The 14504-nt window shown below is 68.9% G+C and carries 13 protein-coding genes; 7 read left to right on the top strand and 6 right to left on the bottom strand.

What is annotated here, in order from left to right; translation table 11 throughout:
- Nucleotides 1-179: 179 nt before the first annotated feature.
- On the top strand, nt 180-1517 hold the full coding sequence (locus ABZ172_RS22370) for an MATE family efflux transporter (protein WP_356885644.1): 1338 nt from the start codon (nt 180-182) through the stop codon (nt 1515-1517).
- 107 nt (nt 1518-1624) lie between these two features.
- Here the strand turns inward: ABZ172_RS22370 and rplI are convergent, their stop codons facing one another.
- From rplI to rpsF, 4 genes are all read right to left on the bottom strand, one after another.
- The gene (rplI, locus tag ABZ172_RS22365) at nt 1625-2071 is read right to left on the bottom strand and encodes a 50S ribosomal protein L9 (RefSeq protein WP_014155197.1); all 447 of its coding nucleotides are present in this window, start codon (nt 2069-2071) and stop codon (nt 1625-1627) included.
- An 18-nt stretch (nt 2072-2089) separates the two neighbouring features.
- The gene (gene rpsR / locus ABZ172_RS22360; RefSeq protein WP_003967857.1) at nt 2090-2326 is read right to left on the bottom strand and encodes a 30S ribosomal protein S18; all 237 of its coding nucleotides are present in this window, start codon (nt 2324-2326) and stop codon (nt 2090-2092) included.
- A gap of 43 nt (nt 2327-2369) precedes the next feature.
- Nucleotides 2370-2987, bottom strand: a complete 618-nt coding sequence (locus ABZ172_RS22355) for a single-stranded DNA-binding protein (protein WP_356885642.1) — start codon at nt 2985-2987, stop codon at nt 2370-2372.
- Between the two features lie 71 nt (nt 2988-3058).
- Nucleotides 3059-3349 (bottom strand): 30S ribosomal protein S6, encoded by a 291-nt coding sequence (gene rpsF, locus ABZ172_RS22350; RefSeq protein WP_006604399.1) that lies wholly within the window; start codon nt 3347-3349, stop codon nt 3059-3061.
- 286 nt (nt 3350-3635) lie between these two features.
- Between rpsF and ABZ172_RS22345 the strand changes: the two genes are divergently transcribed.
- The 3 genes from ABZ172_RS22345 (at nt 3636) to ABZ172_RS22335 (ending at nt 6411) form a co-directional block, all read left to right on the top strand.
- A complete protein-coding gene (locus tag ABZ172_RS22345; RefSeq protein ID WP_356885640.1) occupies nt 3636-3992 on the top strand; it encodes a hypothetical protein in 357 nt (118 codons plus the stop codon).
- Nucleotides 3993-4174: 182 nt separating this feature from the next.
- Nucleotides 4175-5293: a peptidoglycan bridge formation glycyltransferase FemA/FemB family protein gene (locus ABZ172_RS22340; RefSeq protein ID WP_356885638.1), complete on the top strand. Its 1119-nt coding sequence runs from the start codon at nt 4175-4177 to the stop codon at nt 5291-5293.
- 86 nt (nt 5294-5379) lie between these two features.
- Nucleotides 5380-6411 (top strand): alanine racemase, encoded by a 1032-nt coding sequence (locus tag ABZ172_RS22335; protein WP_356885636.1) that lies wholly within the window; start codon nt 5380-5382, stop codon nt 6409-6411.
- Nucleotides 6412-6423: 12 nt separating this feature from the next.
- On the opposite strand, the gene ABZ172_RS22330 is transcribed toward ABZ172_RS22335, so the two are convergent.
- Both ABZ172_RS22330 and ABZ172_RS22325 read right to left on the bottom strand, forming a co-directional pair.
- On the bottom strand, nt 6424-7929 hold the full coding sequence (locus ABZ172_RS22330) for a glycosyltransferase 87 family protein (RefSeq protein ID WP_356885634.1): 1506 nt from the start codon (nt 7927-7929) through the stop codon (nt 6424-6426).
- 168 nt (nt 7930-8097) lie between these two features.
- The gene (locus ABZ172_RS22325; protein WP_356885632.1) at nt 8098-10779 is read right to left on the bottom strand and encodes a transglycosylase domain-containing protein; all 2682 of its coding nucleotides are present in this window, start codon (nt 10777-10779) and stop codon (nt 8098-8100) included.
- Nucleotides 10780-11162: 383 nt separating this feature from the next.
- Here ABZ172_RS22325 and ABZ172_RS22320 point away from each other — a divergent pair, with 383 nt between their 5' ends.
- The 3 genes from ABZ172_RS22320 (at nt 11163) to ABZ172_RS22310 (ending at nt 14395) form a co-directional block, all read left to right on the top strand.
- Nucleotides 11163-11864, top strand: a complete 702-nt coding sequence (locus tag ABZ172_RS22320; protein ID WP_356885630.1) for a helix-turn-helix transcriptional regulator — start codon at nt 11163-11165, stop codon at nt 11862-11864.
- A 62-nt stretch (nt 11865-11926) separates the two neighbouring features.
- Nucleotides 11927-13009, top strand: a complete 1083-nt coding sequence (locus ABZ172_RS22315; protein WP_356885628.1) for an inositol-3-phosphate synthase — start codon at nt 11927-11929, stop codon at nt 13007-13009.
- 96 nt (nt 13010-13105) lie between these two features.
- Nucleotides 13106-14395, top strand: a complete 1290-nt coding sequence (locus ABZ172_RS22310; RefSeq protein WP_356885626.1) for an MFS transporter — start codon at nt 13106-13108, stop codon at nt 14393-14395.
- Nucleotides 14396-14504 lie beyond the last annotated feature (109 nt).

Raw genomic sequence — 14504 nt, 5'->3', positions numbered from 1 at the left:
GGTTGATCAACTACCCCCCTGACCTGCCCTTTATCCGTCCACCGGCTGTGGGGGAGAAAAACTTTCACGGCTAGCCCAAGATCATCGACGCCGCCCCGCCACCGGAGCCCTGAACCAAGCCCAAGTAAGGATCTCAACTGGATTGCATCTCTTACCTGTGGAAGATTAGATTGACCCCCATGACCCAGGCACCGACGGCTCGGCCGCCCTCCCGCCGCCGGCACGACCGCGAGATCATCGCTCTCGCCGTGCCGGCCTTCGGCGCGCTCGTCGCCGAGCCTCTTTTCGTCATGGTGGACAGCGCCATCGTCGGTCACCTCGGCACCCCGCAACTGGCCGGTCTGGCGGTCGCAGCGGCACTGCTGACGACTGCGGTGAGCATCTTCGTCTTCCTCGCCTACGCGACCACGGCCGCGGTGGCCCGCCAGGTCGGAGCGGGAGACCTGGCCTCGGCCATCCGCCAGGGAATGGACGGCATCTGGCTGGCTCTGCTGATCGGCGCCGCCGTCGTCGCCGTCACCCTGCCTCTGGCACCGTGGCTCGTCGACCTCTTCGGGGCGTCCACCACCGCGACCCCCTACGCCACCACCTATCTGCGCATCTCCAGCCTCGGTATCCCCGCGATGCTCGTGGTGCTCGCGGCCACGGGAGTGCTCCGCGGGCTCCAGGACACCCGCACACCGCTGTACGTCGCCATCGGGGGATTCGCGGCCAACGGCGCCCTCAACGCAGGGCTCGTCTACGGCGCCGGGCTGGGGATCGCCGGATCCGCATGGGGAACCGTCATCGCCCAAGTGGGCATGGCGCTCGCCTACCTGATCGTCGTGGTGCGCGGCGCCCGGAGACATGGGGCCTCCCTGCGCCCGGACGCTGCGGGGATCCGTGCGTGCGCCCAGGCCGGCGTGCCCCTGCTGATCCGCACGCTCTCCCTGAGGGCGGTCCTGATGATCGCCACCGCCGTCGCCGCCCGCCTCGGCGACACGGATATCGCCGCGCACCAGATCATCCTGTCGCTCTGGAGCCTCACCGCCTTCGCGCTCGACGCCATCGCCATCGCGGGGCAGGCCATCATCGGCCGCTACCTGGGAGCGAACGATCCCCAGGGCGCCCGGGAGGCATGCCGTCGGATGGTCCAGTGGGGCGTCGCCTCCGGCGTGGTCCTCGGAGCGGTGATCATCCTCGCCAGGCCGGCCTTCGTCCCGCTGTTCACCAGCGACGCATCGGTGCAGGACACCCTCCTGCCGGCGCTTCTGGTCGTGGCCCTCTCCCAGCCGATCTCGGGTGTGGTCTTCATCCTCGACGGCGTACTCATGGGTGCCGGTGACGGCCGCTATCTCGCCTGGGCCATGGTTCTGACCCTGGCTGTCTTCGCCCCGGTCGCTCTCCTCGTGCCCCGCTTCGGTGGCGGACTCACCGCACTCTGGGGAGCCATGACGCTGATGATGACGGTCCGATTGCTGACCCTGTGGGTGCGGACGCGGTCCGGTCGCTGGGTCGTCACCGGCGCCACTCGCTGAATCCGCGGGCGAGCAGCGACCGGGCGGCGCGTTTCACGTGAAACGACGAAGGGCCGCACCCACGGGGTGCGGCCCTTCACCTGACTCTGCTGTGCTGTGCTGTGCCCTTAGGCGGCGACGACCTCGATACCGAGCTTCGCGGCAACCTCGGGGTGCAGACGCACGGACACCTGGTGTCCGCCGAGCGTCTTGATCGGCGAGCCGAGCTCGACGCGACGCTTGTCGACGTCCGGACCACCGGCGGACTTGATCGCCGAGGCGATGTCGGCCGGGGTGACGGAGCCGAAGAGCCGGCCGGCGTCGCCGGAGCGAACAGCCAGACGGACCTTGACGGCCTCGAGCTTGGCCTTGATCTCGTTGGCCTGCTCGATCGTCGCGATCTCGTGGATCTTGCGGGCGCGGCGGATCTGCGCCACGTCCTTCTCGCCACCCTTGGTCCAGCGAATGGCGAAGCCACGCGGGACCAGGTAGTTACGGGCGTACCCGTCCTTGACGTCCACGACGTCGCCGGCGGCACCGAGGCCAGTGACCTCGTGGGTGAGGATGATCTTCATGATTCGGTCACCCTTCCCTTATCGCGCGGTGGACGTGTAGGGCAGCAGCGCCATCTCACGGCTGTTCTTGACTGCCGTGGCGACGTCACGCTGGTGCTGCGTGCAGTTGCCGGTGACGCGGCGGGCACGGATCTTGCCGCGGTCGGAAATGAACTTCCGCAGCATGTTCGTGTCCTTGTAGTCCACGTACTGGGTCTTGTCCTTGCAGAACGCGCAGACCTTCTTCTTAGGCTTGCGCACAGGCGGCTTCGCCATGGTGTTTCTCCTGTGTGATCAAGAAGTGGGGGTACGAGCAGCCCTAGAATGGAGGCTCGTCCGAGTAGCCGCCGCCGGAGCCACCGGAGCCGCCGGAGCTTCCGCCCCAGCCGCCCCCGCCGCCCTGCTGGCCCCCGCCCTGCTGACCGCCGGACGGAGCGTTGGTCGCCCACGGGTCGTCGGCGGGAGCACCGCCGCCGCCCTGCTGGCCACCGCCACCGGGACCGCCGCCCCAGTTGCCGCCGCCCTGCTGGCCGCCGCCGTATCCACCCTGGCCGCCGCCCTGGCCACCTCGACCCGCGGTCTTGGTGACCTTGGCCGTGGCGTTCTTGAGGCTGGGGCCGACTTCCTCGACGTCCAGCTCGTAGACCGTGCGCTTGACGCCCTCGCGGTCCTCGTAGGACCGCTGCTTCAGCCGGCCCTGCACGACGACGCGCATGCCTCGCTGAAGCGACTCCGCGACGTTCTCCGCCGCCTGACGCCAGACCGAGCAGGTGAGGAACAGGCCTTCGCCGTCCTTCCACTCATTGGTCTGCCGGTCGAAGATGCGGGGAGTGGACGCGACACGGAACTTCGCGACCGCCGCACCGGACGGGGTGAAGCGCAGCTCGGGGTCGTCGACGAGATTGCCGACGACCGTGATGACGGTCTCGCCTGCCATGGGTGAACCTCTCGGCGGGGATTGCTTCTGGCTGCTTGCTACTCGAACCCGATGACCGCTGAGCTAGATGCTCAGTGGGTCTCGGGACGGAGGACCTTGGTCCGGAGGACCGACTCGTTCAGGTTCATCTGTCGGTCGAGCTCCTTGACGACCGCAGGCTCGGCCTGCAGGTCGATGACCGAGTAGATGCCCTCGGGCTTCTTCTTGATCTCGTAAGAGAGACGACGACGGCCCCAGGTGTCGACCTTCTCGACCTTTCCGTTGCCCTCACGGACGACGGAGAGGAAGTTCTCGATCAGCGGGGAGACTGCTCGCTCCTCGAGATCGGGGTCGAGGATGACCATCACCTCGTAGTGACGCATGTGGAACCCACCTCCTTTGGACTCAGCGGCCACGGTCGTTCCGTGGCAGGAGGGTCGTGATGCGTGAGCAACAGTGTCTCCGAGTGAAACAGCCACCACTGACAACGCCCTTCTTCGCGATGCGAGGGGGGCCGCAGTGCTGGCTCGGGGCAGACACCGGTGCAGACCGTACAGAGTACCCGCAGACCGGCTTCCGGTTGAAATCCGGTGTTCAGGGCGCACAATCGAGACAGATGCGGTGTGAGAGGCGCTACATCGCGGCGCCCGTCCCGCCAGGAGGTGCTCCATGGCACAGACAGTCCGCCCCGCCGGAAGCCGGTCCGCTTCCCGCTCCACGGCCAGGGTCCGTCCGGCCACCGGATCCCTCTTCGCCACGGACGGCAGGCCGCACCCGCTCCAGGACGTGCTGATGGCGGTGACCGGGGTGCTGGGCGTCCTCGCCTTCGTGACGGCGATGTTCCACCACCTGCACCTGATCAGCTCGTGGGCCGGTCTGATCGGCATCCTGACCGGCGCGTACGGACAGTTCGTCTCCCGGACCACCTGGGAGCGGTTCGGCCTGATCATGGGTCTCGGCGCGTCCGCCGTCGGCTTCTACCTCGGCATGGCGCACGGCGGCCTCTTCGGCGGCGTCGTCACCTGACCGGCACAGCCGCGGCCGCCCGGCCGGGCACCCCGCACGGTGCCCCGCCGGGCGGTCCGGCGAGGGCGGCGTCCGGTCCGGTCCCCCTGGGCCAGACCGGGGGCTCCTCGGTCACAGTAGGCTTCGGCGCGAGAGCCGGAGCCCCTGACCGATGGGGACACACCTGCCGAGGAGCGCCCCGCATGAGCCTGACCCTGAGGACCATCAGCCGAGAACAGCATCTGGCGTACATCCAGAGCCTGCCCTCGGCCAGTCACTGCCAGGTCCCGGCGTGGGCTGACGTGAAGACCGAATGGCGCTCGGAGAACCTGGGATGGTTCGACAAGAGCGGCGAGATGGTGGGCGCCGGTCTGGTGCTGTACCGCCAGCTGCCCAAGATCAAGCGCTACCTCGCGTACCTGCCGGAGGGGCCGGTCATCAACTGGTACGCCCCCAACCTGGACGAGTGGCTGACGCCGATGCTCGCCCATCTGAAGCAGCAGGGCGCCTTCTCGGTGAAGATGGGGCCCCCCGTCGTCATCCGCCGCTGGGACTCGGCCGCCATCAAGTCGGGCATCCAGGACCCCGACGTGAAGCGGCTGCGCGACGTCGAGGCCAGCCACATCGAGCCGCGCGCCTTCGAGGTCTCGGACCGGCTGCGGAAGATGGGCTGGCAGCAGGGCGAGGACGGCGGCGCCGGCTTCGGTGACGTGCAGCCCCGCTACGTCTTCCAGGTCCCGCTGGCCAACCGCTCCCTGGAAGACGTGCTCAAGGGCTTCAACCAGCTCTGGCGACGCAACATCAAGAAGGCCGACAAGGCCGGCGTCGAGGTCGTCCAGGGCGGCTACGAGGACCTCGCCGAATGGCAGCGGCTCTACGAGATCACCGCCGTGCGCGACCACTTCCGGCCGCGCCCGCTCTCGTACTTCCAGCGCATGTGGTCGGTCCTCAACTCCGAGGACCCCAACCGCATGCGGCTGTACTTCGCACGGCACAACGGCGTGAACCTGTCCGCCGCCACGATGCTCGTCGTGGGCGGGCACGTCTGGTACTCCTACGGTGCCTCGGACAACATCGGCCGTGAGGTCCGCCCGTCCAACGCCATGCAGTGGCGGATGCTCCGCGACTCCTACGCGATGGGCGCGACCGTCTACGACCTGCGCGGCATCAGCGACTCGCTGGACGAGACCGACCACCTCTTCGGGCTGATCCAGTTCAAGGTCGGCACCGGCGGCGAGGCCGTCGAGTACGTCGGCGAGTGGGACTTCCCGCTGAACAAGCTCCTGCACAAGGCACTGGACATGTATATGTCCCGTCGCTGACCGCACCCCCGATCCCCGTCCTCAGCTCCTCCTCCCTCACCGCTTCACCTTCACACCGCAGCCACCAGAAAGGTTCCGGGCCGGCCATGGCGCTCTCCCTCTACGTCGACACCGCGCGCTGGCGGGCGCACCAGAAGTCCGTGCTGGACCAGTTCCCCGGGCTCGTCCCCGTCTGCAAGGGCAACGGATACGGCTTCGGTCACGAGCGGCTGGCCGACGAGGCGATCCGTTTCGGGTCCGAGACGCTCGCCGTCGGGACCACCTACGAGGCCGCGCGCATCAAGGACTGGTTCAGCGGCGACCTGCTGGTGCTCACGCCCTTCCGGCGGGGCGAGGAGCCGGTGCCCCTGCCGGACCGCGTCATCCGGTCCGTCTCGTCCGTCGACGGGGTGCACGCCCTGGTGGGCGCGCGGGTGGTCATCGAGTGCATGAGCTCGATGAAGCGCCACGGCGTGAAGGAGGAGGAGCTCGGGCGGCTGCACGCGGCCATCGAGGACGTCCGCCTCGAAGGCTTCGCGCTGCACCTGCCTCTCGACCGCACGGACGGCTCGGACGCGGTCGAGGAGGTCATCACCTGGATGGACCGGCTGCGCGCCGCCCGGCTGCCGCTGCACACGATGTTCGTCAGTCATCTGCGGGCCGAGGAGCTGGCCCGTCTGCAGCAGCAGTTCCCGCAGACCCGGTTCCGCGCGCGCATCGGCACGCGGCTCTGGCTCGGCGACCACGAGGCGACGGAGTACCGCGGCGCGGTGCTCGACGTCACCAGCGTCGTCAAGGGGGACCGCTTCGGCTACCGCCAGCAGAAGGCGGCGTCCGACGGCTGGCTGGTCGTCGTCGCCGGGGGGACCTCCCACGGGGTCGGCCTGGAGGCGCCCAAGGCCCTGCACGGGGTCATGCCGCGCGCCAAGGGCGTGGCGCGTGCGGGGCTGGCCACGGTCAACCGCAACCTCTCGCCGTTCGTCTGGGCGGGCAAGCAGCGCTGGTTCGCCGAGCCTCCGCACATGCAGGTGTCGATCCTCTTCGTACCCTCGGACGCCCAGGAGCCCAAGGTGGGCGACGAACTGGTGGCCCACCTGCGCCACACGACCACCCAGTTCGACCGGCTCGTGGACCGGTAGCCCCGGCCTCCCTCAGTCGGAGGCCGCTCGTCCGGCGGTGCCCCACTCCACCCGCGGTCCTTCGGCCGCGGGTGCCGTGTGCGATGCGGGGTGCGGGCGCACTTGGAGGAGGGGCGTCCGGTCCGGCGCGCCGTCGAGCACCCCGCCCGAGGGATCGTCGGACCCGTCACGCCGGACGGGGTCCCGGTCCGGCCTCAGGATGTCCCTGACGACCAGGCCGCACAGGTAGAGCGTCCCCAGCAGGTGCAGGAGGACGGCGACCTGGTAGCCCTCCTGCGGCAGCCCCTGGTGCTTGTCGCCGCTGGTCGTGTACGCGAGGTAGAACCAGATCCCCAGGAAGTACGCGACCTCGCAGGCCTGCCAGATCAGGAAGTCCCGCCAGCGGGGCCTGGCCAGCGCGGCCAGGGGGATCAGCCAGAGCACGTACTGCGGTGAGTACACCTTGTTCGTCAGGATGAAGGCGGCCACCACGAGGAAGGCCAGCTGGGCGAAGCGCGGCCGGTGCCGTGCGGCCAGCGCCAGCCCGGCGATCCCGGCGCACAGCACGATCATCAGCAGCACCGAGGCCGTGTTCACGGTGCTGACGTCGATGGGCCGGCCGGTGCGCTGGGTGATGACCAGCCAGAACGAGCCGTAGTCGATCTGCCGCTCCTGGCTGAAGGTGTAGAACTTCTTCCACCCCTCCGGGGCGTACGCCATCACCGGCACGTTCACCAGCAGCCAGGACGCCCCGGCCCCGAGGACCGCCACGCCGTACTCCCGCCACTTTCCGGCGCGCCAGCAGAGCACCAGCAGCGGTCCGAGCAGCAGCACGGGGTAGAGCTTGGCGGCGGTGGCGAGGCCGATGAGGACGCCGAAGGCGAGGCTCCGGCCGCGGGACCACATGAGCATCGCCGCGGCCGTCAGCGCGACCGCGAGCAGGTCCCAGTTGATCGTCGCGGTGAGCGCGAGCGCCGGGGCGAGCGCGACCAGGAGGCCGTCCCACGGCCTGCGCCGGTGCGTACGGGCGACGCACAGGGCGGCGACCACGGCGCAGACCATCAGCATGCCCGCGTTGACCATCCAGTACATCTGCTCGCGCTGCTGCATCGGGTCCGAGGACGGGGTGAGCGTCAGCCAGGACGCGACCTGCATGAAGAGGCCGGTCAGGACGGGGTACTCGAGGTAGGCCATGTCGCCGCCGAGGCGGTCGAAGTAGGGCACGAGACCGTCGGCGAAGCCGCGTCCGACGAAGAGGTGCGGGATGTCGGAGTAGCAGGCGTGCGTGTACTGCGAACTGGTGCCGCGGAACCACGCCCAGTCGTAGCAGGGGATCTTCTGCACCATGCCGAGCGCGAACGTCCCGATCGCCACGAGCGCGATGACGCGCAGCGGGGTGAGCGGACCCGATCCGAACCGTGCCCAGCGGCCCGCGGGCCCGCCGATCAGCTCGCTGCCCGCCGCGGCGATCTCGTCCTGTCGCGTGGGCGGTACGACGGACGGCTCCTGGTGCACGCTCGTGTCTTCTGCGCTTGGCATGCCGCACATCCTGCCGTACGGGGCTGTGGACGGGTGTGGCACGCCTCCAGGACACACGGAAGGGCCGCCGGCACCCGGAAGGTGCCGACGGCCCTCGTACGCGCGTCCGGACGCCCCTGGCGGGGTTCCCGGCGGGCGGCGCGTCGTCGGCGCCTCCCCGGGCGGGTGCTATCCGCCGCCGCCGAAGATCCCGCCCCCCCGGGTGGTGTCCCCGTTCGTGGTGGTCCCGTCGGTGCTTCCGGTGGTCGTGCCGGTGTCCGTGCCGCCGTCCGTGGTGCCGGCGTCCGTCCCGCCGTCGGTGGTCCCGTCCGTGGTCCCGCCGTTGCTGTTGCCGTTGGTCGTCGTCCCGCCGGTCTGGTTGTTCTTGCACTCCCAGTCGAGCGGCTCGCACGTCTCGCTCGGCGAGGGCGACGGGGACGACGGGGTGGGCGACGGGGTCTCCGGCTCCTCGGTGGTCTCCGACGGCGTGGGCGTCGGGCTCGGGGTCGGGCTGGGGCTGACCGCGCCGCCGCCGAAGACCTTGTCGCCGATCGGCTCCGGCTTCGGGAACCTGATGACCTTCGAGCCCTGCAGCGCTCCGGTCATGTAGTCGTGGAAGATCTGCGCGGGGAACGAGGCGCCGTGGATCGACTTCTCGCCACCCGTGCCGTACATCTCCAGGAACTCGCGGTTCTTCTGGGTCTCGTCGTCGTCCATCCGGAACATGCTGACCGCGGTCGCCAGCTGCGGGGTGTAGCCGACGAACCAGGCGGACTTGTTGCCGTCCGTGGTACCGGTCTTGCCGGCCACGTCGCGCCCCGGGATCTGGGCGGGCGTGCCCGTCCCGTTGTCGACGACGTTCTTCAGCACGTCGGTGACGTTGTCCGCGACACCGCTGGAGAACGCGCGCTTGGTCACCGTCTTGTGCTGGTAGATGACCTCGCCCTTGTGCTTGACCTCGATGACCGAGAAGGGCTCCCGCTGCTGGCCGCTGGTGGCGAAGGTGGAGTACGAGCCGGCCATCCGGATCGCGCTCGGCGACGAGGTGCCGATGGAGAACGAGGGGACGCTGGAGTCCGCCATGTAGTCGTCGTCACGCAGACCGGCGGCGACGGCGACGTCCTTCACCTTGTCGGTGCCCACGTCCATGCCCAGCTGGACGTACGGCGAGTTCGCCGACTCCTGCATGGCGTACCGGAGGTTGATGTCGCCGTAGCTGTGGTCACCGTCGTTGGTCTGGAGCCACTCCTTGCCGTCCTTGTTCTGCCAGACCTCGCCGTTGTACTTGTTGATCTTCAGCTTGTTGTCGCCGTTGTAGATGCTCTTCGGCGAGACGAGCTGGCGCTCCGACTCGCTCTGCTCGGGGCCGAGCTCCGGATCGCGCCGTCCGTACTGCATGCCGGCCGCCAGCACGAACGGCTTGAACGTCGAGCCGACCTGGGCGCCGGTCGCGTCGGCGTTGTTGGTGTAGTGCTCCGTCGCGTTCTGGCCGCCGTACGTAGCCACGATGGCGCCGGTCTTGGTGTCCACCGACGCGCCGCCGAACTCGACGTGCGTGTCCTTGTCGGGACGCTTCTTCGGGTTGATCTTGGCCTTGTACACCTTGTTGATCGACGTCTCGAGCTGGCTGACCTTCTTCTTGTCGAAGGTCGTGTGGATCTCGTAGCCGCCCCGGGCCAGTTCCTTCTCGGTGACGCCCTCCTCGTTGTGCGCGAGGAAGTACTTCGTGGCGAGGTCGACCAGGTAACCGGTCTGGCCGCCCAGTTTGGCGTCCTTCTTCGGCTTGTCCGGCATGGGGAACGTCGTGTACTTCGCGCGCTCGGCCGCGCTCATCGAGCCGTCCTTGACCTGCTCGTCGAGGATCCAGCCCCAGCGTGCCTTGGCGCGCCGGGTGTTCTCCTTGGCGGAGGCCTTGACCGGGTCGACCTCGGGGGCACCCGCGGGGTCGTAGTAGCTCGCTCCCTTGAGCAGCGTGGCCAGGAAGGCGCACTCGCTCGGGTTCAGCTCCGTGGCGTCCTTGCCGTAGTAGGCACGGGCGGCCGCCTGGAGCCCGGATGCGCCGCGGCCGTAGTAGGAGACGTTGAGGTAGCCCTCCATCACCTTCTCCTTGCTCACGGTCTCACCGACCTTGAGCGTGATGAAGAGCTCCTTGACCTTACGGGTCACCGTCTGGTCCTGCGTGAGCATGGAGTTCTTCACGTACTGCTGGGTGATGGTCGAGCCGCCCTGGGTGTCGCCGCCCTTGGCCATGTTGTAGAAGGCCCGGGCGATACCCATGGGGTCGATGCCCCTGTCGTCCTTGAACGACTTGTTCTCGGCCGAGATGACGGCGTTGCGCATCGCCGCGGGGATCTGGGCGTACTCGAGCGACTGGCGGTTGACGGAACCGCCGGTGGCGACCATCTGCGTGTCGTCGGCCCAGTAGTAGACGTTGTTCTGCGCGGTGGCGAGGTCCTTGGGCTCGGGCGGCACGACCAGCGCGTACGCGATGCCGGCCGCGCCCATCATGAGCCCCAGGAAGCCCAGGGCCAGGCCCGAGAAGAGCTTCCACGACGGGACCCAGCGGCGGAAGCCGTACTTCCCCGCACGGGGGTAGTCGACCAGGCGCTTCTTGCCGGAGTCCGTGTGGCCCCGGCCCTCGTGGCCGGGGTCGCCGCCGCCCCGCCGTCTGCCCCCGCCGCGCTGGGCGGCGCGACGGGCCTCGGCGCGGCCGCCGTAGGACGGCTCCTCACCGTGTGCAGCGGAGTGCGACTCCTCGGTTACTCTGCGTGACGCGTCGGAACGACGTCCGGCAGACTGTTGGGCAGCTCGTCTGGCCGCTGCACGCCCGCCACCTTGAGATTGCGGCGCTTTGCGACGGTGCTCGCTCATCGAACGACTACTCCTCGGGCAGGCGAGAGCGCCTGGAAGCGGCAGTTGAGTTCCGGTCCCCCCGAACGACGGACGAACCTCGCGGGAGGCTCACCCGCAGTGCATCCGGCAGTCCGCGATAACTGACGCCCGACGGCGTCTCGCGGTTCCCGGTGGTCTGCATGCCGCACAGACTACGCACGGTCGAAAACCTCCGTGGACCGAACTTCACCCCAAATGGCGCAAGTCGCTCCCTGTGAATCGATGATGTGACGCCGCTCACGAAACCTCCTCTTGTCGAACATCACGAGTCGATCTATCGTGCTGATGTATCGATTCGATACATCAGCACGGCATAAGGCGGGGTCGGCAACCCGCGGGACCAGGCAGAACAGGAGGCGAAGGTGAGCAGACGCTCCGGCATCCTCGAATTCGCCGTACTCGGCCTGCTCCGCGAGTCACCCATGCACGGGTACGAGCTGCGCAAGCGCCTCAACACCTCTTTGGGGATCTTCCGCGCCTTCAGCTACGGCACGCTCTACCCCTGCCTCAAGACGCTGGTCGCGAACGGCTGGTTGACCGAGGAACCGGTGAGCGTCCCGGCGCCGCCACCCGCGGCGGGCCGTGGGGCCGCACCCGCGTCCTCACTGGCCGGGCGCCGCGCCAAGATCGTCTACCGGTTGACGGCGGACGGTAAGGAGCACTTCGAGGAGCTCCTCTCGCACACCGGTCCGGACTCCTGGGAGGACGAGCACTTCGCGGCCCGCTTCGCCTTCTTCGGGCAGACCGAGCGCGAGGTGCGGATGCGCGTCCTGGAAGGGCGCCGCAGCAGGCTGGAGGAACGCCTCGAGAAGATGCGTGCCTCCCTCGCCCGCACCCGGGAACGACTCGACGACTACACGCTCGAGCTGCAGCGACACGGCATGGAGTCCGTGGAGCGCGAGGTGCGCTGGCTGAACGAGCTCATCGAGAGCGAGCGGTCGGGACGGGATCAGCGACGGTCCTCGCCCGAGAGCTCCGCTCAGCACGACACATCAGGAGAGACGGGCGGCCTGCCCCGGCACCGGGACGACACCGGGCCGGATCCGTCCGACGACACCAAGTGACATCTCCGCAGACCCGTACGGCGTCTCCGGGGAACACCGAGAACACACAGGGAGCAATCGGCATGGGTTCGGTTCGCGTAGCCATCGTCGGCGTGGGCAACTGCGCCGCCTCACTGGTGCAGGGCGTCGAGTACTACAAGGACGCCGATCCGGCCGGCAAGGTGCCCGGCCTGATGCACGTCCAGTTCGGCGACTACCACGTGAGCGACGTCGAGTTCGTCGCCGCCTTCGACGTCGACGCGAAGAAGGTCGGCCTCGACCTCGCGGACGCCATCGGCGCCAGCGAGAACAACACCATCAAGATCGCCGACGTGCCGAACACCGGCGTGACCGTCCAGCGCGGCCACACCCACGACGGCCTGGGCAAGTACTACCGCGAGACGATCGAGGAGTCCGCCGAGGCCCCCGTCGACGTCGTCCAGGTCCTCAAGGACCAGCAGGTCGACGTCCTCGTCTGCTACCTGCCCGTCGGCTCCGAAGTGGCCGCGAAGTTCTACGCGCAGTGCGCCATCGACGCCAAGGTCGCGTTCGTCAACGCCCTCCCGGTCTTCATCGCCGGCACCAAGGAGTGGGCGGACAAGTTCACCGAGGCCGGTGTCCCGATCGTCGGCGACGACATCAAGTCCCAGGTCGGCGCCACCATCACGCACCGTGTGATGGCGAAGCTGTTCGAGGACCGGGGTGTCATCCTGGACCGCACGATGCAGCTGAACGTCGGCGGCAACATGGACTTCAAGAACATGCTCGAGCGTGAGCGCCTGGAGTCGAAGAAGATCTCGAAGACCCAGGCCGTCACCTCGCAGATCCGCGACCGCGAACTCGGCGCGGACAACGTCCACATCGGCCCCTCGGACTACGTGGCCTGGCTGGACGACCGCAAGTGGGCGTACGTGCGCCTCGAAGGCCGCGCCTTCGGCGACGTCCCGCTGAACCTGGAGTACAAGCTGGAGGTCTGGGACTCCCCGAACTCCGCCGGCGTCATCATCGACGCCGTGCGCGCTGCGAAGATCGCCAAGGACCGCGGTATCGGCGGCCCGATCCTCTCGGCCTCCTCGTACTTCATGAAGTCGCCGCCGGTCCAGTACTTCGACGACGAGGCCCGCGAGAACGTCGAGAAGTTCATCAGCGGCGACGTCGAGCGCTGATCCGGCGCGTCACCGCACCGGTGACGCCGCCTCTCCGTACGGGGGGTCCCCGGGCAATCCGCCCGGAGGCCCCCCGCATGTGTGACCCTTGCCCACATGGCTGTCGTGCGTGATCTGGGCGTCCTCCTGCGCCTCCGGAACTTCCGCCGTCTCCTCGCCGTACGGCTTCTCTCCCAGTCGGCCGACGGCGTCTACCAGGTCGCGCTCGCCACCTACGTGGTCTTCTCACCGGAGAAGGAGACGACGCCCGCCGCCATCGCCTCCGCCATGGCGGTGCTGCTGCTCCCCTACTCGCTCATCGGCCCCTTCGCCGGCGTGCTGCTCGATCGCTGGCCCCGCCGGCAGGTCTTCCTCTACGGAAACCTGCTGCGCGCCACCCTGGCCTGCGGCACCGCCCTGCTGCTCCTGAGTTCCGTCCCGGCCTGGCTGTTCTACGTCTCCGCGCTCTGTGTCACCGCGGTCAACCGTTTCGTGCTCGCCGGGCTGTCGGCGTCCCTCCCACGCGTGGTCGACACCGAACGGCTCGTCCTCGCCAACTCCCTGTCCCCGACGGCCGGCACGCTGGCCGCCACGGCCGGCGGAGGGCTCGCCCTGGCCATACGGCTGCTGACCGACGGCTCGGATGCCGCCGTGGTCCTGCTCGGCGCGGTCCTCTACCTCCTCTCGGCCCTGGTCGCCATGACGCTCTCCCGCACCCTCCTCGGGCCGGACCGGGACCTGCACCACGTACCGCTGCGCGATGCCCTCGCCACCACGGCGCGAGGACTCCGCGACGGCCTGCGTCATCTGGCCGAGCGCAGGGACGCGGCGCACGCACTGGCCGCCATGACCGTGGTCCGCTTCTGCTACGGGGCCCTGACGGTCATGGTGTTGATGCTGTGCCGCTACGCCTGGTCCGACGGCCAGTCCGGCGGCCTGGCGCTGCTCGGCCTCGCTCTCGGCGCCTCCGCCGCCGGTTACTTCGTGGCCGCCCTGATGTCCCCCTGGGCGGTCGGGCGCTTCGGACGCTACGGCTGGCTGGCCGGCTGCACCGGAGGAGCCGCCCTTCTGGAGCCGGCGCTGGGACTGCCTTTCGCGCCCGTACCGATGCTGGCGGCGGCGTTCGTCCTCGGGCTCGTGACCCAGGGCACGAAGATCGCCACGGACACCGAGGTGCAGACCTCGGTGGACGACGCCTACCGCGGCCGGATCTTCTCTCTCTACGACGTGCTGTTCAATGTCGCCTTCGTGGCCGCAGCAGCCCTGTCCGCACTCGCGCTGCCGCACGACGGCCGGTCCGTCGTCGTGGTGCTCACCGTGGCCGTGCTCTATGCCGGCGTCTCGGTGTCCATGCTGCGCCGACGCCACGTCAGAACGACGGGCCCGCAGCCCCGGACCGAGGAATGAGGGGTGCTGTTTCACGTGAAACAGCACCCCTCACCGGCCGGGCTTCCGGGGGGGGGGGCGGTGGTGGGTTTTTAGATCAAAACGCACCCCACCCCCCCACCCCCCACCC

This window comes from Streptomyces sp. NPDC006296, from assembly GCF_040613235.1.
Classification (GTDB): domain Bacteria; phylum Actinomycetota; class Actinomycetes; order Streptomycetales; family Streptomycetaceae; genus Streptomyces.
The sequence above is the reverse complement of the archived record's forward strand: the minus strand, read 5'-3'. Positions and strand labels throughout refer to the sequence as shown.

Coding starts and splice junctions, on each gene's coding strand:
- ABZ172_RS22315 (WP_356885628.1), top strand. CDS start 11,927: ATGGGTTCGGTTCGCGTAGCCATCGTCGGCGTGGGCAACTGCGCCGCC.
- ABZ172_RS22310 (WP_356885626.1), top strand. CDS start 13,106: ATGGCTGTCGTGCGTGATCTGGGCGTCCTCCTGCGCCTCCGGAACTTC.
- ABZ172_RS22340 (WP_356885638.1), top strand. CDS start 4,175: ATGAGCCTGACCCTGAGGACCATCAGCCGAGAACAGCATCTGGCGTAC.
- rpsR (WP_003967857.1), bottom strand. CDS start 2,326: ATGGCGAAGCCGCCTGTGCGCAAGCCTAAGAAGAAGGTCTGCGCGTTC.
- rplI (WP_014155197.1), bottom strand. CDS start 2,071: ATGAAGATCATCCTCACCCACGAGGTCACTGGCCTCGGTGCCGCCGGC.
- ABZ172_RS22345 (WP_356885640.1), top strand. CDS start 3,636: ATGGCACAGACAGTCCGCCCCGCCGGAAGCCGGTCCGCTTCCCGCTCC.
- rpsF (WP_006604399.1), bottom strand. CDS start 3,349: ATGCGTCACTACGAGGTGATGGTCATCCTCGACCCCGATCTCGAGGAG.
- ABZ172_RS22330 (WP_356885634.1), bottom strand. CDS start 7,929: ATGCCAAGCGCAGAAGACACGAGCGTGCACCAGGAGCCGTCCGTCGTA.
- ABZ172_RS22325 (WP_356885632.1), bottom strand. CDS start 10,779: ATGAGCGAGCACCGTCGCAAAGCGCCGCAATCTCAAGGTGGCGGGCGT.
- ABZ172_RS22355 (WP_356885642.1), bottom strand. CDS start 2,987: ATGGCAGGCGAGACCGTCATCACGGTCGTCGGCAATCTCGTCGACGAC.
- ABZ172_RS22335 (WP_356885636.1), top strand. CDS start 5,380: ATGGCGCTCTCCCTCTACGTCGACACCGCGCGCTGGCGGGCGCACCAG.
- ABZ172_RS22370 (WP_356885644.1), top strand. CDS start 180: ATGACCCAGGCACCGACGGCTCGGCCGCCCTCCCGCCGCCGGCACGAC.